The sequence below is a fragment of the Haemophilus influenzae genome, from assembly GCF_003494325.1.
In the GTDB taxonomy this organism is placed as follows: domain Bacteria; phylum Pseudomonadota; class Gammaproteobacteria; order Enterobacterales; family Pasteurellaceae; genus Haemophilus; species Haemophilus influenzae_I.
Genome location: NZ_QQIK01000001.1, coordinates 316,849 through 332,796, shown reverse-complemented (window position 1 = coordinate 332,796; position 15,948 = coordinate 316,849). Strand labels below are relative to the sequence as shown.

At 37.2% G+C, this 15,948-nt stretch carries 14 protein-coding genes, 1 pseudogene and 1 riboswitch; of the genes and pseudogenes, 2 read left to right on the top strand and 13 right to left on the bottom strand.

Features of this window, described 5'->3' with window-relative positions:
- Nucleotides 1–81: 81 nt before the first annotated feature.
- Entirely contained in the window at nucleotides 82–918 is an 837-nt protein-coding gene (locus DV356_RS01695; RefSeq protein ID WP_005647819.1) for a class II glutamine amidotransferase, read from the top strand.
- A 180-nt stretch (nucleotides 919–1,098) separates the two neighbouring features.
- Here the strand turns inward: DV356_RS01695 and DV356_RS01690 are convergent, their stop codons facing one another.
- From DV356_RS01690 to serB, 4 genes are all read right to left on the bottom strand, one after another.
- On the bottom strand, nucleotides 1,099–1,644 hold the full coding sequence (locus DV356_RS01690) for a YggT family protein (protein ID WP_105880491.1): 546 nt from the start codon (nucleotides 1,642–1,644) through the stop codon (nucleotides 1,099–1,101).
- Nucleotides 1,644–2,591: a magnesium/cobalt transporter CorA gene (gene corA / locus DV356_RS01685; protein WP_005655990.1), complete on the bottom strand. Its 948-nt coding sequence runs from the start codon at nucleotides 2,589–2,591 to the stop codon at nucleotides 1,644–1,646. The genes DV356_RS01690 and corA overlap by 1 nt, the downstream gene beginning before the upstream one ends.
- A gap of 295 nt (nucleotides 2,592–2,886) precedes the next feature.
- On the bottom strand, nucleotides 2,887–3,378 hold the full coding sequence (locus DV356_RS01680; protein ID WP_005651674.1) for a YajQ family cyclic di-GMP-binding protein: 492 nt from the start codon (nucleotides 3,376–3,378) through the stop codon (nucleotides 2,887–2,889).
- 17 nt (nucleotides 3,379–3,395) lie between these two features.
- Entirely contained in the window at nucleotides 3,396–4,340 is a 945-nt protein-coding gene (gene serB, locus DV356_RS01675) for a phosphoserine phosphatase (RefSeq protein WP_105880489.1), read from the bottom strand.
- Between the two features lie 380 nt (nucleotides 4,341–4,720).
- Here serB and tkt point away from each other — a divergent pair, with 380 nt between their 5' ends.
- Nucleotides 4,721–6,718 carry a transketolase gene (gene tkt, locus DV356_RS01670; RefSeq protein WP_118806433.1) on the top strand — a complete coding sequence of 666 codons (1,998 nt, stop codon included), beginning with the start codon at nucleotides 4,721–4,723 and terminating at the stop codon, nucleotides 6,716–6,718.
- A gap of 125 nt (nucleotides 6,719–6,843) precedes the next feature.
- On the opposite strand, the gene bioB is transcribed toward tkt, so the two are convergent.
- The 9 genes and pseudogenes from bioB to otnI form a co-directional block, all read right to left on the bottom strand.
- A complete protein-coding gene (gene bioB, locus DV356_RS01665; RefSeq protein ID WP_118806432.1) occupies nucleotides 6,844–7,842 on the bottom strand; it encodes a biotin synthase BioB in 999 nt (332 codons plus the stop codon).
- A 112-nt stretch (nucleotides 7,843–7,954) separates the two neighbouring features.
- Nucleotides 7,955–8,602 (bottom strand): thiamine ABC transporter ATP-binding protein, encoded by a 648-nt coding sequence (gene thiQ / locus DV356_RS01660; RefSeq protein ID WP_105880487.1) that lies wholly within the window; start codon nucleotides 8,600–8,602, stop codon nucleotides 7,955–7,957.
- On the bottom strand, nucleotides 8,586–10,202 hold the full coding sequence (gene thiP, locus DV356_RS01655) for a thiamine/thiamine pyrophosphate ABC transporter permease (RefSeq protein ID WP_105880486.1): 1,617 nt from the start codon (nucleotides 10,200–10,202) through the stop codon (nucleotides 8,586–8,588). Before thiP ends, thiQ begins: the two co-directional genes overlap by 17 nt.
- Nucleotides 10,203–10,206: 4 nt before the next feature.
- On the bottom strand, nucleotides 10,207–11,205 hold the full coding sequence (thiB, locus tag DV356_RS01650; protein ID WP_105880485.1) for a thiamine ABC transporter substrate binding subunit: 999 nt from the start codon (nucleotides 11,203–11,205) through the stop codon (nucleotides 10,207–10,209).
- A gap of 52 nt (nucleotides 11,206–11,257) precedes the next feature.
- Nucleotides 11,258–11,345, bottom strand: a riboswitch (TPP riboswitch).
- Nucleotides 11,346–11,450: 105 nt separating this feature from the next.
- The gene (locus DV356_RS01645) at nucleotides 11,451–11,930 is read right to left on the bottom strand and encodes an MIP/aquaporin family protein (RefSeq protein ID WP_118806431.1); all 480 of its coding nucleotides are present in this window, start codon (nucleotides 11,928–11,930) and stop codon (nucleotides 11,451–11,453) included.
- A gap of 205 nt (nucleotides 11,931–12,135) precedes the next feature.
- Nucleotides 12,136–12,676 (bottom strand): annotated as a pseudogene (locus DV356_RS01640) (cyclase family protein).
- A 16-nt stretch (nucleotides 12,677–12,692) separates the two neighbouring features.
- Nucleotides 12,693–14,159: a GntP family permease gene (locus DV356_RS01635; protein WP_118795022.1), complete on the bottom strand. Its 1,467-nt coding sequence runs from the start codon at nucleotides 14,157–14,159 to the stop codon at nucleotides 12,693–12,695.
- Between the two features lie 8 nt (nucleotides 14,160–14,167).
- The gene (gene denD / locus DV356_RS01630; protein ID WP_105878381.1) at nucleotides 14,168–15,115 is read right to left on the bottom strand and encodes a D-erythronate dehydrogenase; all 948 of its coding nucleotides are present in this window, start codon (nucleotides 15,113–15,115) and stop codon (nucleotides 14,168–14,170) included.
- Nucleotides 15,116–15,170: 55 nt separating this feature from the next.
- On the bottom strand, nucleotides 15,171–15,947 hold the full coding sequence (otnI, locus tag DV356_RS01625; RefSeq protein WP_112071404.1) for a 2-oxo-tetronate isomerase: 777 nt from the start codon (nucleotides 15,945–15,947) through the stop codon (nucleotides 15,171–15,173).
- Nucleotide 15,948 lies beyond the last annotated feature (1 nt).

The following is a 15,948-nucleotide window of genomic DNA, read 5'->3' as shown; positions in this document are numbered from 1 at the left end:
ATTCATTAAATCTCTCTTGATATTCTCCCTATAATGGTGTTAAATCGCTCACATATTGTGAGGTTATATCTAATTAAAGTTATGTGTCAATTACTCGGAATGAATTGTAATACGCCAACGGATATTGTTTTTTCTTTTGAAGGTTTCCGTCGTCGTGCAGGTTTAACAGATTGCCATTCAGATGGCTTTGGAATCGCTTTTTTTGAAGGACGTGGTGTACGTATTTTTCGTGATAATCAAGCAGCCAGTCTTTCCCCCATCGCAGATTGTATAAAACAATATAATATTAAATCTCTTAATGTTATTGCGCATATTCGTAAAGCAACACAAGGCGAAGTCAATATTGAAAACACCCATCCGTTCATTCGTGAAATTTGGGGACAAAACTGGGTTTTTGCGCATAATGGTAATTTAAAAAACTTACCAGATATGACAGATCATTTTTTACAGCCAATAGGTTCTACAGATTCTGAAGCTGCTTTCTGTTATATGGCTGAATATCTTAAAAATACTTTCCGCAAAAAACCAAGTGAAATGGAAATTTTTGAAGCAATTCAAAAAGTAACAAAAGAACTTGCTCAACACGGTACGTTTAATTTCATTCTTTCTAATGGCGAGTGGATGATTGCACATTGCTCAACAAACTTACATTATGTTATGCGAAAAGCACCTTTTGGCAAAGCTCACCGTATTGATGATGATGGAGTAATTGATTTTAGCTATTATGCAAAAGCAGGAGATAAGGTCAATATCATCACAACATTTCCTTTAACCAAAAATGAATCTTGGACAAAAATGGAAAATGGTGGATTTGTGTTTTTTAAAAATGGAGAGAAAATCGCCGAAGTTATTGGGACGCCAAAAGAAGCGATTGATGATGGTACTTTAGGTAATAGGACAATAAATTCTGCTATTTAAATGTCAATGTAAATAAACTTCCCCTTATTTTTATAAAAGAATTTTATATCTTTTATAAGAATTATAAAAATCAAAAACCTCTAAAAACGAAATAAAAAGGTAAGAATAGAAAATACTATTCTTACCAACTAAATCTTCAATATTTTTATAAAGCAATATTCAAATAAGGAATATGAATATCTAACCAGCGATAATCCAAAGTCCACCTAGAAGATCAAGCATAAAATTGTTTAAAAACAATAAGATAAACACAACGACCATCGGAGAAAAATCAATCATTCCTAATGTAGGTAAGAATCGACGGATTGGTTTTAAAAGTGGTTCGGAGAGTTGATAAAAGGCATAACTTATAGAATTATTACCTCGATTAAACCAACTTAAAACAGCCCCAATAAAAAGCACATAGAAAATAGCTAAACCAATGCTTTTCAATACAGTTAATACGCCCAATACTAAGAGTACATTTACTGATAAGCCAAAATAAATAATACCTTTTAACATACCGATAATAAATATTAGCAGTAAAGCAGAAGTATCGATATTTTTCACAGTAGGCGCAATTTTACGCAGAGGTTTTAATACTGGATCAGTCATTTTGACTGCAAATGTTGAAACAGGGTTGTAATAATCCACACGAGCAAACTGCAACCAAGCTCGTAAGATTAATACAAGTGCATAAAGATTAATAATTGATCCGATAAATAATGCGGTTTGGGATAATTCCATCATAACCATCCTTTTCTTCTAAAATAAATATATGGTGTCAGTGCGGCTGCGATCATTAATCCAATTGCCATTGGATAGCCATATTTAAAATGTAACTCAGGCATAAAATCAAAGTTCATACCATAAGTAGACGCGACTAATGTTGCAGGAAGGAACATCACAGAAACAACCGAGAAGAATTTCATAATTTTGTTCTGTTCAATATTGATGTAACCCATTGCAGCTTGCATTAAAAAGTTTACTTTTTGGAATAATGATTCATTATGCGGTTGCAAAGATTCAATATCTCGTAAGATTTCTCGTGCTTGTTCTAACTGATTAGTTGGTAAGCGAGTTTTGCGAACCAAGAAACCTAATGCACGTTGAGTATCCATCAAGCACAAACGAACTTTTGAGCTCGTATCTTCTTGTTCCGTGAGTGTATTTAATGCTTCATCAAAGGCTTCATCTTGTTTTCCATTTAAAATAACGCGACTTAACTCTTCCAAATCTGCATAAATATTTTCAATCACGTCCGCTAATTGCTCAATTTTCGTTTCAAATAAATCCAGTAAAACTTCATAGGAATTGCATTCTAACAAACGCTGGCTACGTGAACGCATACGATATAAACGGAATGCTGGTAGCTCGCGATCACGCAACGTAAATAAACGACCATCACGAATAGTAAAAGCAACGCTCGCTAAATCAGCATAATTGTCTTCATCTTCGCAATAAAAAAATGAGTGAAGGTGTAAACCATCTTCATCTTCAAAGAAACGGGCGGAAGCTTCGATATCTTCCAGTTCTAGAAAAGATGCTAGGCTCTGACCTAAGCCTTCTTGTAGTATTTCACGTTCTTCGCCTGTTGGCTCAAGTAAATCAAGCCAAATGGCAGTATTGAGATCAGTTTGGTCTTCGTCAATACGAACCAAGCGGGAATCATTGATAGCAAACGCATTGATCATTTCATACTCCTTATAGGATTATGAACAGCTAACAGTGAACAAATTAAAGAAGAAACGAAAGTGCGGTAAAAAATCGCAAAGTTTTCGTTAAGAGATGCCGAAACAACGGTAAATTTACCGGCGAACGCACGCCGATAATAAAAGGCGGGCGTTTAGAGCGATATTCGGTATCGACTATGACTGTCCAAAGTGTGTGTCCTTCTCGTTAAAAAATCGGGCGAATGTTACGCTTGAAAGCGGTGTTCGTCAAGTTTTATCAAAAAACTATGGCAACATTTCGCCCTTATTTGAAAAACTAATCTCTAAAATTATTAAATTGGAATGGCTGACCTAATTCAGCACTTTTTACAAGTTGAATCACTGCTTGTAAGTCATCGCGTGACTTACCTGTCACACGCACTTGCTCACCTTGAATTTGAGTTTGAACTTTGATTTTAGAATCTTTTACTAATTTAGTAATTTTCTTCGCCATCTCTGTTTCAATACCCTGTTTAAGTTTGATTTCTTTACTATAAAGTTTACCGTGGTGTTCGCTTTCTGCTGGAATATCTAAAGAACTGTGCTCAATACCACGTTTAATGCAAGATCCAATTAAAATCTCAATTAATTGTTCAAGTTGGAAATCAGATTCTGTAGTAATTTTAATCGTTTCATTTTTTTCATTTAATTCAATTACCGCTTCGACACCACGAAAATCATAACGCGTGCTAAGCACACGGTTGGCATTTTCCACTGCATTACGAACTTCGTGTAAAGTAATTTCAGAAACAATATCAAAAGATGGCATAGTCTTCTCCCGTTTTATTAAATTCGATCATTAGCACTTAAAAGGCATAAAAGTGCGGTTAAGTTGGCGAAGTTTACCACAATTTGCGCTTGTTGTTGCACTTTAGGTTTAGCGTGGAACGCAACGCCTAGCCCTGCCACATTCATCATTGCCAAGTCATTTGCCCCATCGCCAATAGCAATAGAATGTCGTGAATCAATACCGTATTCCTCTAACAAATGTTGCAATGTTTTAGCTTTATATTGGGCATCAACCACATCGCCTTTAACTAAGCCAGTGAGTTTTCCATCTTCAATATCAAATTGATTTGATGCAGCAAAATCAAGCTGTAATAAGGCTTTCAAATAATCCGCAAAATAAGTAAATCCGCCTGAAGCAATTGCAGTTTTCCAGCCATATTTTTGTAAGGTTTGGATCGTTTCAACTAATCCTGGCATTAACGGTAAATTCTCTCTAACTTGCTGTAAGATACTTTCTGGCGCACCTTTTAATGTGCCCACTCGACAACGCAAACTTTGCTCGAAATCTAATTCCCCCCTCATTGCACTTTCCGTAATCGCAGAAACAAGTTCGCCAACACCCGCTAGTTTCGCAATTTCATCAATACACTCAATTTGAATAGCGGTAGAATCCATATCCATCACCAACAACCCTGCTTGAGACAATTTAGGGCTGAAATCTAATTTAGCAATATCCACTTCAACATCATGAGCAAATTTAATGAAATCAGCAAACCATTGACCTTTCAATAAGACGATAATATTTTTCGCTACCATCCAAACATCAAAAATCTGAAAATTTTGACCGCACTTTTGTTGAAATTTTTCTAGCTTAGTTATGTCCAACTTTGTGCCGTATAAGATAAAAGGCTCTCCGTTCTGTATAGGTTCCTCATTAGCCAAAAGTGCGGTAGGAAATTGTGGGTATTTTTGTGTAATACTTTCGAAACATTGAATTCGCATAAAAATCCTGTAAGTTGTGGCGACTAAAAAGATTTTAACCGATGTGAATTGAAAAAGTGAAAATAATTAAAGAAAAACTACTCAATGATACTTGCAACGATTATTTCGCTAAGCCTAGCGATATTTGGCGTTATCTTATTTGGTGTAAAACAAGTATTTTTTAAGTCATTATCGCTGTTCTTATCATAAACTCAAAGAGAAAAAAGTGCGGTAAATTTGACAATAAAATCTAGTAGTATGCGTTTTCATCAATGTCATCGTAGAATTTGATTATTGTCACAAACTATTAAATTGAGTGCGGATTTTTGCTAAATTTCTTTCAGAAATAAGGTAGAATGCGCAAGATTATTTTTCAAAACGAATTATCACAGGAGAACAAAATGGCAACTCGTAGACAATTAGCCAATGCAATTCGTGTCTTAGCAATGGATTCTGTACAAAAAGCAAAATCAGGTCACCCTGGAGCCCCAATGGGGATGGCGGATATTGCTGAAGTATTATGGCGCGACTTTTTAAAACACAATCCAACTAATCCTAAATGGGCTGACCGAGATCGTTTTGTACTTTCTAACGGCCATGGTTCTATGTTGATTTATAGTCTTTTACATTTAACTGGCTATGATCTTTCTATCGAAGATTTAAAACAATTCCGTCAATTACATTCTAAAACCCCAGGTCACCCAGAATATGGTTATGCCCCCGGTGTTGAAACCACCACTGGCCCGTTAGGTCAAGGTATCACTAATGCGGTGGGTATGGCGATTGCTGAGAAAACCTTAGCAGGTCAATTTAACCGTGAAGGCCATGAAATTGTCGATCACCATACTTATGTGTTCTTAGGCGATGGTTGTTTAATGGAAGGGATTTCTCACGAGGCTTGCTCTTTAGCAGGAACATTAGGCCTTGGCAAATTAATCGCATTCTACGATGACAATAATATTTCCATTGATGGTCATGTTGATGGTTGGTTCAGCGATGATACTGCAGCACGTTTTGAAGCTTATGGCTGGCAAGTAATTCGTAATGTAGATGGTCACGATGCAGAGCAAATTCGTGCTGCCACCATTCTTGCTCAAGCAGAAAAAGAAAAACCAACGTTAATAATTTGTAAAACCATCATTGGTTTTGGTTCTCCAAATAAATCAGGCTCTCACGATAGCCACGGTGCGCCATTAGGCGATGAAGAAATCGCTTTAACTCGCAAAGCACTTGGTTGGGAATATGCGCCATTTGAAATTCCAGCTGAATACTATGCTGAATGGTCTGCAAAAGAGAAAGGCTCAGCAGCAGAAAAATCTTGGGAAGAAAAATTTGCCGCCTATGCAAAAGCCTATCCTGAATTAGCAGCAGAATTTAAACGTCGTGTTTCTGGCGAATTACCAACAAACTGGGCGGCAGAATCTAAAGCATTCATCGAAAAATTACAAGCAAACCCAGCAAGCATTGCAAGCCGTAAAGCATCACAAAATGCAATCGAGGCGTACGCTCACGTATTACCTGAATTCTTAGGTGGTTCTGCAGACTTAGCAAGCTCTAACTTAACGTTATGGAGTGGTTCTAAACCGATTCGTGCGCATGAAAACGTAGGTGGTAACTACATCAACTACGGCGTTCGTGAATTTGGTATGTCTGCCATTATGAACGGGATTGCTTTACACGGCGGTTTCATTCCTTATGGTGCAACTTTCTTAATGTTCTACGAATATGCACACAATGCGGTACGTATGGCGGCATTAATGAAACAACGCGCTTTATTCGTTTACACTCACGATTCTATCGGTTTAGGCGAAGATGGCCCGACACACCAACCTGTAGAACAAACGGCTTCACTACGCTTAATTCCAAACCTTGAAACATGGCGTCCATGTGACCAAGTGGAATCAGCTATCGCATGGCAACAAGCGGTTGAGCGTCAAGATGGCCCAAGTGCGTTGATCTTTACCCGTCAAAATCTTGCTCAAATGAACCGCACTTCTGCACAATTAGATGCAGTTAAACGTGGTGCTTATGTATTAAAAGACTGCGAAGGTACTCCAGAATTAATTTTCATCGCGACAGGTTCTGAAGTAGAATTAGCAGTAAAAGCAGCAGATGTATTAGCTGCCGAAGGTAAAAAAGTACGCGTTGTTTCTATGCCAAGTACAAACCGTTTCGATAAACAAGATGAAGCATACCGTGAAAGCATATTGCCTGCAGCTGTAACAAAACGTGTTGCAATTGAAGCGGGTATTGCTGACTTCTGGTATAAATACGTTGGATTCAACGGTCGTGTTGTCGGTATGAATAGCTTCGGCGAATCCGCACCAGCAGATCAATTATTTAAACTCTTTGGTTTCACTGTTGAAAACGTGGTAGCGAAAGCGAAAGAAATTCTTTAAGATTGATATAAATAGCTCCTTGACACTCAGGGAGCTATTTATTATCTATTGAAAATTATTATGAGATATGAAATAAAGAAAGGAATAGATTTATACTTAATTTCTCAACTATCTAACGTAAATTACTACTTTTTATTTTCTGCAGTTTCTGGCTCTAAATCTAATTTTGCCATTAATAACTGATCGCCATCTTCTTCTGGATTATCTGTAACAAGTAATTTATCGCCATAGAAAATCGAATTTGCCCCCGCCATAAAACACATCGCTTGCATTTCTTCAGTCATACCACTGCGACCTGCAGAAAGACGAACATAACTTTTTGGCATAGTAATACGTGCAACAGCAATCGTTCGTACAAACTCTGTCCAATCTAATTCTTCCGCATCGGCTAACGGTGTACCTTCAACCTTAACAAGTTGATTAATCGGCACTGACTCAGGTTGCGGATCAAGATTTGCAAGGCTCGCGATTAATCCTGCTCGTTCTTTACGAGTTTCATTCATCCCCACAATGCCGCCACAACACACTTTTAACCCAGCTTTGCGTACTTTTCCTAAAGTGCTAAGACGATCATCAAAACGGCGAGTACCAATCACTTCTGCATAATGTTCTGGTGCGGTATCAAGATTATGATTGTAATAATCTAATCCAGCTTCTTTTAAATCTTCCGCCATACCGTCTTGCAATAAACCAAAAGTACCACAAGTTTCTAAACCAAGGGATTTTACTGCTTTAATAATTTCTGTGACTTTCTCAATATCTTTTGGCTTAGGCCCTCGCCAAGCTGCGCCCATACAAAAACGCCCTGCGCCACGTGCTTTCGCAATTTTTGCTTTCGCAATAATTTCATTAACATCTAATAACTGTTGATTTTGTACGCCAGTATGATAACGGGCTGATTGAGGGCAATAACCACAGTCTTCTGGGCATCCACCCGTTTTGATAGACATTAACGTGGATAACTGAATCGCGCGAGGGTTAAAATGCTTACGATGAACCTGCGCTGCTCGGTAAACTAATTCCAAAAATGGCGTTTCAAATAACGCCTCAACTTTGCAAACAGACCAATATTCTACACTTGGATGAGGAGTAATAGAGTTAATTTGTAATTTTTCCGCTAACATATTTTTCCTTTGAAAGTGCGGTTAAAAACACCACGCTTTTTATACTTTCTTAATTGATGAATTAGTGTATATGGTAGAAACAATCAATTCAACGTTATGAATAAAACTAATTTTACACCCCTTTTTGTAATTGACTTATCTGACCATTTTCCACCACTAACACCTGATCTATCGAACCGATTAATTCCGATGGTTGGTGAGTAACAAGTAGCAATGTTAAATCTTTCTCGTCACAAAGTTTAGCGATTAAAGCCTGCATTTCTACCCGAAGTTTCTGATCTAACGCCGAAAATGGTTCATCTAATAACAAAATTGGCTTATCTCTCAATAAACAACGTGCCAATGCCACTCGTTGTTTTTGCCCCCCTGAAAGAGAATTCGGTAAACGTTGTAAATAATCGCCCAATCCTACAGAACAAGCGACCTGTTCAATTTTTTCCTGCTCAAGTGCGGTTAATTTTAAAGAGGGTTTTATTCCTAAGGCAAGATTTTGCTGTACGGTTAAATGGGGAAATAAGTTATTTTCTTGAAATAGCATGGAAACAGGTCGTTCATAAGGTGCACTACGCGTATGATTTTTATCGTTTAACCAAATTTCTCCTTGAGCAGGAAATTCAAACCCAGCAATTAAATTCAATAAGGTACTTTTCCCTGCGCCACTTTCGCCAATAATTGCAACACGTTCGCCAGCCTTAACGTTCAAATTAAAGCACATCGGCAAGGTTTTATCATTCAAAATCACATTATTTAGATAAATCATCAGCATCCCTATATGTATGAATAAAGGCAAACAATATGCCACAAAGCAATAATAAAATCCCTGCGGTTACAGCTGCATCTTGATTACGATAATTACCTAACTGCTGATATAACAAATGCGGTAGAGAAGTAAACTCTTGATTGCCAAATAACGCAATCGCCGTAAAATCGCCCAGAGATAACGCTAAACCTAAAGCAAAAGCATAACGCAGCGGTGCGCGCAAGGTTTTCCACTCAATCAGATAAAAACGTTGCCAACCTACAATTCCCAGACTATTACACAGATTTTCGTAATAACGCATATTGTTATGAAAAGGTGCGCTTAAAATACGTAAAACAAAAGGCATTGCACTTAAGGCATTACAAAATACAACGATGATAAACAAATCAATATTGGAAAAATCACGCTCTTGTAATAATAAAAATAACCCCATCGCAAGCACTAAAATCGGGATGGCTAAAATTACCATTCCTGCATTAATAATAAATTGCGAGATTTTTTGATAATGTAACCATTCTAAACGACGTGATAAAAGCAATAAGGCAATCGCCATCGTTAATGCAAGTAATGCAGACAAGGGTGCGATAGAAAGTGAATAACCTAACGCACGCCAAAGTTGAGAATTATGCCAAACCTTGAGTAAACTTGATGAACTCAATGCGCTAATAAGAATATTCAAAACTGGCGAAAAAAGGAAAAATACAAAAACAATTAAAACAAAAACATGGAAAATTTTGACCGCACTTTTAGGTTTCACAAACCAAATATTACTATTGCTCAAGCCATTTTGATTAGAAGGCGAAAAACGAGATGTTAAACTAAATAAAAGCAAGCAAAATACAAATTGCAACATAGCAAAGAGTGCCGCTTTCGGCAGATCAAATTCAAATAAAATCGCTTGGTAAATTGCTGTTTCTAATGTTGTATATTGAGGCCCACCACCTAACGTAAGAACAACGGTAAAACTGGTAAAGCACAGCATAAAAATCAAGCTAAATGTGGGCAAACATTGCTGACGAAAAACAGGCCATTCCACCAATTTAACGAATTGCCAACCTTGCAAATTGAGCTGTGCTGCAAGCTGACGTTGCTGATAAGGGATACTTTGCAAACTTTGTAATAAAAGCTGTGCTGCCAGTGGGATATTGAAAAAAAGATGGGCAATTAAAATACCCGACAGTCCGTAAATATGCCCCTGCCACGACATTCCAAAAAGATTAGCAAACCAAGCTAACCAACCGCTTGAACCATAAATACCGATCAAACCAAAAATTGCCACTAAAGCAGGTAAGACAAAAGTTAGCGACATTAATTTTAACAACCACTTTTTTCCAAAAAATGGCTTATAAAATAATGCCCGAGCGAGAAGTAAACCAAAGAAAATAGATAAAACGGTAGAAAGTAAAGCTTGCCCAAAACTGAAAAGAATCAGATGCTGTAGATAATCATCAGTAAACCAAGCTCGCCATTGTAATTCATCGCCCAATGTAAAGATTGAACTTAACGCACTTCCATAAAAAAGCGTAATCACGCCGATGACAACAACGCCGCCCACATAATGACGCAGGCGGAATTGTGGATGATGAAATAACGACAGCATCAAATTATTTTGTTAATGTAGTTTGCCAAGTGCTGATCCAATTTTTTAACTGCTCAGGATTCACTGTTGGATTAATTGGTGTTTGCATTTTTTGTTGAACTTTAAGCGCATCAAAGTGCGGTTCAATTTCGCCTTGAATAACTGGCAACATAATATTGGCTGTCACAATATGTTTTTGTGCTGTAGGCGAAATTAAAAATGCCATAAAATCATCCGCACATTGATTTGGATGGTTGGCAACCCTTGCCGCTAATTCTACTTGAGTAATATGCCCTTCCGCAAAATCTGTCGCCGCATAATTATCTTTTTTCTCAAAAAGTTGATGATAAAGTGGCGATGTGCTGTAACTTAACACTAAATCAGCTTCGCCTTTTAAGAATGCACCGTAAGTATCTGACCAGCCTTTACCTACTGTTACCGTATGCTTATCTAAATTTTTCCAAGCAGATTGAATTTTATCTTCAGGATAAATTACATTCATCCAAACCAATAAACCACGTCCCACACTGCTGGTGCGAGGATCTTGATAAATCACACGAAGATCTTGGCGTTCAACCAATTCTTTCAAACTTTTCGGTGGGTTTTGTAATTTGGTTTTATCGTACACAAAAGCATAATTACCGAAATCGAAAGGTAAGAAAGTTTTATTTGTCCATTTTGTTGGTAAATCAAGCTGAGTTAAATCCACGTTATTTGGCGCAAAAATACCTGTTTTTTCAGCTTGTTCCAAAAAAAAGTTATCTAAACCTAGCACAATATCCGCTTTGGTTTTCTTCCCTTCCAAACGAACACGGTTGAGCAACACACCAACGCTTTCAAAAGGCGTAAAATTAATCGCACATTGTGGATGGGCTTTTTCAAAATCTTGTTTTACTTTTGGCCCAGCCCCCCATTCAGAAGTGAAAGAGTCGTAGCTATATACGTTTACACTTTGCTGTGCTTGAGCTAATGCCGCGGTGGAAAAAAGTGCGGTAGAAATTAAGGTTAATTTAAGAAGTTTCATTATTACATCCTTATTTATGATTAAAAGGCAGCAATAATGACGAAAAGGAGATAAGGTTATATTCCTAGTTTCCTACGTCAGTATTAACTGTTTCAGGTTCACGGGTATGATCTCAGCGTATTGCACCCCGACTAGGCTTTCTAGTGTATTAAAATTTACTAAGATTGCCAACGGCTTTTTAAAAAGAAATAAACTTTCTACATTTTCTGAAAAAATAAAGGGGCTGACGTAGATTAGCAAGTGCGCTAGTCTATAAAAATGAATATTGGCATGATAGCGTGAATAAGACGCAGCATAAAATCACGTGCTGGGTTGATTGCATAACTCGTTAATCCACCAAAGGACATAACACCACCAGCTACTCCCGTAAAAACAAAGAACATTGCAACACCATTAGTAGGTTGTTGATGATTTAGTGTGAATAAAGTAAATAACAATGAAAATGCGGTGACAATTTCAGAAAGTAAATTGCGTAAGTTATTAGAGTTTGTTGCAATAGTGGCAAAAGAACCTAATTGACAATTTTGATTGTCTTCTTCATCTAAATGATCTTTAAATAATAGCCATACAATCAGAGCAACAATAAACGCACCGATACATTGAGCAATAATATAGACTAACACAAGTTCTGTTGGAAATTTACCTACCTCCCAAAAATCGATAGTAACAGCAGGATTTACATGAGCGCCGGTGAGTGGTCCAAAAATAACAGCAATGGACACCATTGATAATCCAAACCACAAGCGGTAAGTAAACCACCGTTCCCATACATTCCTGATTTTTTTAAGGAAATATTGGCACAAACGCCAAGTCCTAACACCATAAAAAATGCTGTTCCCACAAGTTCACCAAGATAAAGGTTGATATTTTACATAATCTTCACTCCTATCTAGATATAAAAAGAGTGCTAGAGATAACCCTAGCACTCCATCATTTATTCAATTTCAGCAATACAAGTTGGCTTGAATCTAGCCCGACAATGCGTAATGGTGCATTGATAACCTAAAATCGCACGGTGGCAATTTTTTGGATTTTCTTCGTCAGGTACACGAGAAGACGGCGAACCTAAGGCTAAGAAATCAATGCCAACCCCTTTCAAATTTGGGAAAGTCTCGGACAAATATTGGCCTGCACTCGTTGCAATGTATGGCCCTTCATTTTGGTAAATTAAGGGATTTGCTGTTCTATATTTTTCAAAGCCTGTTCTCAAAAAGGCAAAAGAAACTTTAGATAAAATATCGGCATAAGGTTTTAAATCTTCTTTTGTAATGCCTTCAGCTTCTCCTTTTGGAATTTCCAATAATGCCACTTCTTTATGGCAGAAATAGTCAATAGAAAGCTCATTAATACTTAAGCCATCTTTCAAAAAATGACGTGGTGCGTCCATATGTGTACCGCAATGATTTGGTATTTTAGAGATAAAACTGCTAAATGGTGTTATCTCATTTATATCTGTACAACGTATCACTATTAAATTTTAACCGCAATTAAAGATTTTTATTCTGAAATTTGATATAGAATAAAATGCTGGCTAACACGACAACAGGGAAAAGTAGATCAAATACAGAGCCATCGTTGCCAAAAATCAAGTTAGCAAGAATTACTGAAATACCACCAATCCCCCAAGCAATCGTGGTTGGTACAGACCAAACGACCATTTGTTTTTTCACATCATTAATTCCCATCATACGGTTAACCACCCAGAATAAACTATCATTGAAATAACCAAAGAAAAGCGATCCCATGGTAGCAGCTTGAGCGGCCAATAGCATATTGACACCGGGTATTTGCGCAAGGATTGGGGCTGAAATTGAAGCAGCGGTAACCATTGCAACCGTACCTGAACCTTGAATAAAACGCACTAAAGTCGATACGATAAATGGAATTAAAATTGGTGAAATAGGTAAGTTTGCGATCTGTTCTGCTAATTGTTTTCCAGCACCACTATCGCGTAATACCGCACCTAATGCACCACCCGCACCTGTTACTAATAAGATAATACCAGCTGTTTTAACACCTTCTTCAAGATGAAGTGCAGTCGTATTTTTATCGGCTTTTGGTAATAATGTGTAAACAGAAATTAATACGCTTAATGCTAAAGCAATAACAGGGTGACCAAGGAATGAAACGATTTGATAAGGTATACTTGTCAATGCTTCAGGTACATCTTTAACGAATAAATGTACAACTGCTTTAATAAAGATTAATATTATTGGTAATACAATTGGTAGTAAAGAAAGCCCTAAACTAGGAAGTTCTTTTTTCTCACGACTTTCAATATAACTATCATATTTTTGTTTTAATTCTTCTTCCGTGAACACTTCTTGATTAAAGTTAGGGTATTTTTTATCTAACCATTTAGCATACAGAACTATTCCTACAACAGGCAAGACAGCCATACACACTCCAGTGAGTAACATTGCACCAATATCTACACCAAATAACCCAGCTACTCCCAATGGACCTGGTGTTGGTGGAACGGTGTGGTGTGTCACAACCAAGCCACCAGCCAAAGCAACGCCTAGAGTTAATAATGAGCGTTTACCATTTTTTGCGAGAGCTTTTGCTACTGGATAAAGGATAACAAATGCAGAATCTACGAAAATTGGAATACTCACTACGTAACCTGTAATGGCTAATGCCCATTCTTCTTTTTTCTGACCTAGCATTTTGATAAAACTATATGCCATTTTTTCTGCCGCACCAGAAACTTCTAAGACGCTACCCATCATTACACCAAGTCCGATAACAATCCCAATACTACCTAGTGTGCCACCAAATCCTTTTGTGATGGAATTTAAGGTTTCATCAGCTGACATACCACCTACTAAACCCGCAATTGAAGCTGCAATTAGCATTGCGATGAAAGCATGAACTCGCGTTCTTAAGACGAGAAAAACGAGAACAAATACAGCGATTAATAATCCAATAATTGGAATAGGTAAGCCAAACATAGTGCCTCCTACATATCATATTCAATAAACTGTTGGATAACATTTTGGAAATTGCTATCCACTTTGAAACCAAGAGCTAATGCCTGGGTGTTATCAATTCTTGCAGGCCAACTAGCAACGATATTGTTAATGCTTTCATCAAACTCAAATTTAATATGTTCTAAAATTGCTTCACCTTTTACTTGAGTGAGATCAGATAACATTTGTTTTACGGTAACACTAAACCCTGGAAGATTAATAGTATGCCAACTACGCAATGGAAGTGATGGAAGTTGTAAAGCATGAATAAAGTTTGCAACTACTGTATTTGGGCTAGATAACCATAAACGTAATTCTTCCGATACAGGACACACAGCATCCTCCCCATGTAGAGGTTCACGCATAATACTGCTAACAAATGAGGATGCAGCTTTGTTTGGTTTGCCTGGTCGAATACAAATGGTTGGTAAACGAATAACAATACCATCTACAAAACCTTTTCGTGAGTAATCATTAATCAGCAATTCACACATTGCTTTTTGTGTACCATAGGTAGATTGCGGTGTGAATGCTGTACTGTCTAAAATAGTTTCAGGTAGTTCTCCACCAAATATGGCTAAAGAACTAGAGAAAATAAACCGCACTTTAGGATTATTTTTGCGACAAATTTCAAGGATATTTCGTGTTGCTAAGAAATTAATTTCATAACCTAAATCAGGATCTTGTTCTGCATGACTACTTACGATAGCTGCTAAATGAAAAATAGCATCCGTTTCTTCAGTAATTAATTCATCTAATCCTGTTGGATAACGTAAATCCATTTCATAACATCGAACACGAGGATCATTATTTGGCGCAATAGGCTTAACAACATCAATTAAAATTAAATCATCAATATGAACATTATTCTGGGCTAATAGCGTTTTGGCTAAACGTTGTCCTAAGAACCCTTGTCCACCAGTAATTACAACTTTCATTGTATCCTCCTTAGATAATATATGTTTTTAAAGCCGCAGTTAAATTTAAGAATATTTATTTATACTTCTGAAACCAATCCAATCCCGCTACGGTTTCACCACGTGGTTTATATTCACAGCCAACATAGCCTGTATAACCGATTTCATCTAGTTTATCGAAGATATATTGGTAGTTAATTTCACCTTCGTCGGGTTCATGACGGTCTGGTACAGAAGCAATTTGAACGTGAGCAAATTTGCCATTTAATTTATCGGTTAAACGTGCAAGATTGCCATCTACATTTTGTGCATGAAAATAGTCGAGTTGAACAAATACATTATCACGATCAACCAATTCCACCACTTCAAGCGTATCAAATTGGCTTTTGAGTAAATAATTAGGTTTCACTTCAGGGCTTAAAGCTTCAAGCTGAATTTTGATCCCATATGGTTTATATTTATCAGATGCATAGCGTACGTTTTTAATAAAGGTTTGTTTATATTCTTCACGGCTTGCACCTTCTGGCACAACTGCTGACATGATATGTACATTTGGACAACCTAATGCAAGTGCATATTCAAGAGCCAAATCAATATCTCTATGGCTATCAGCTTCTCGACCAGGGATTGCCGAAACACCCCATTCACCTTTGTTTACATCACCAGCTGGGGTATTAAATAACACAACTTTTAGGCCATGCTTATCTAAAATTGCTTTGAGTTCTTGTGCAGGGTAATCATAAGGCCATAAGAATTCGACATATTTAAAGCCTGCTTTAGCCGCCGCTTCAAAGCGATCTAAAAATGGCACTTCGTTAAACATCATTGTTAAGTTTGCTGCAAATTTAGGCATA

Bases quoted from the DNA above. Each gene is read 5' to 3' on its own strand.
- tkt (WP_118806433.1), top strand. From the start codon at position 4,721: ATGGCAACTCGTAGACAATTAGCCAATGCAATTCGTGTCTTAGCAATG.
- DV356_RS01635 (WP_118795022.1), bottom strand. From the start codon at position 14,159: ATGTTTGGCTTACCTATTCCAATTATTGGATTATTAATCGCTGTATTT.
- DV356_RS01690 (WP_105880491.1), bottom strand. From the start codon at position 1,644: ATGGAATTATCCCAAACCGCATTATTTATCGGATCAATTATTAATCTT.
- bioB (WP_118806432.1), bottom strand. From the start codon at position 7,842: ATGTTAGCGGAAAAATTACAAATTAACTCTATTACTCCTCATCCAAGT.
- DV356_RS01645 (WP_118806431.1), bottom strand. From the start codon at position 11,930: ATGGTGTCCATTGCTGTTATTTTTGGACCACTCACCGGCGCTCATGTA.
- denD (WP_105878381.1), bottom strand. From the start codon at position 15,115: ATGAAAGTTGTAATTACTGGTGGACAAGGGTTCTTAGGACAACGTTTA.
- serB (WP_105880489.1), bottom strand. From the start codon at position 4,340: ATGCGAATTCAATGTTTCGAAAGTATTACACAAAAATACCCACAATTT.
- thiQ (WP_105880487.1), bottom strand. From the start codon at position 8,602: ATGATTTATCTAAATAATGTGATTTTGAATGATAAAACCTTGCCGATG.
- otnI (WP_112071404.1), bottom strand. From the start codon at position 15,947: ATGCCTAAATTTGCAGCAAACTTAACAATGATGTTTAACGAAGTGCCA.
- thiB (WP_105880485.1), bottom strand. From the start codon at position 11,205: ATGAAACTTCTTAAATTAACCTTAATTTCTACCGCACTTTTTTCCACC.
- corA (WP_005655990.1), bottom strand. From the start codon at position 2,591: ATGATCAATGCGTTTGCTATCAATGATTCCCGCTTGGTTCGTATTGAC.
- DV356_RS01680 (WP_005651674.1), bottom strand. From the start codon at position 3,378: ATGCCATCTTTTGATATTGTTTCTGAAATTACTTTACACGAAGTTCGT.
- thiP (WP_105880486.1), bottom strand. From the start codon at position 10,202: ATGCTGTCGTTATTTCATCATCCACAATTCCGCCTGCGTCATTATGTG.
- DV356_RS01695 (WP_005647819.1), top strand. From the start codon at position 82: ATGTGTCAATTACTCGGAATGAATTGTAATACGCCAACGGATATTGTT.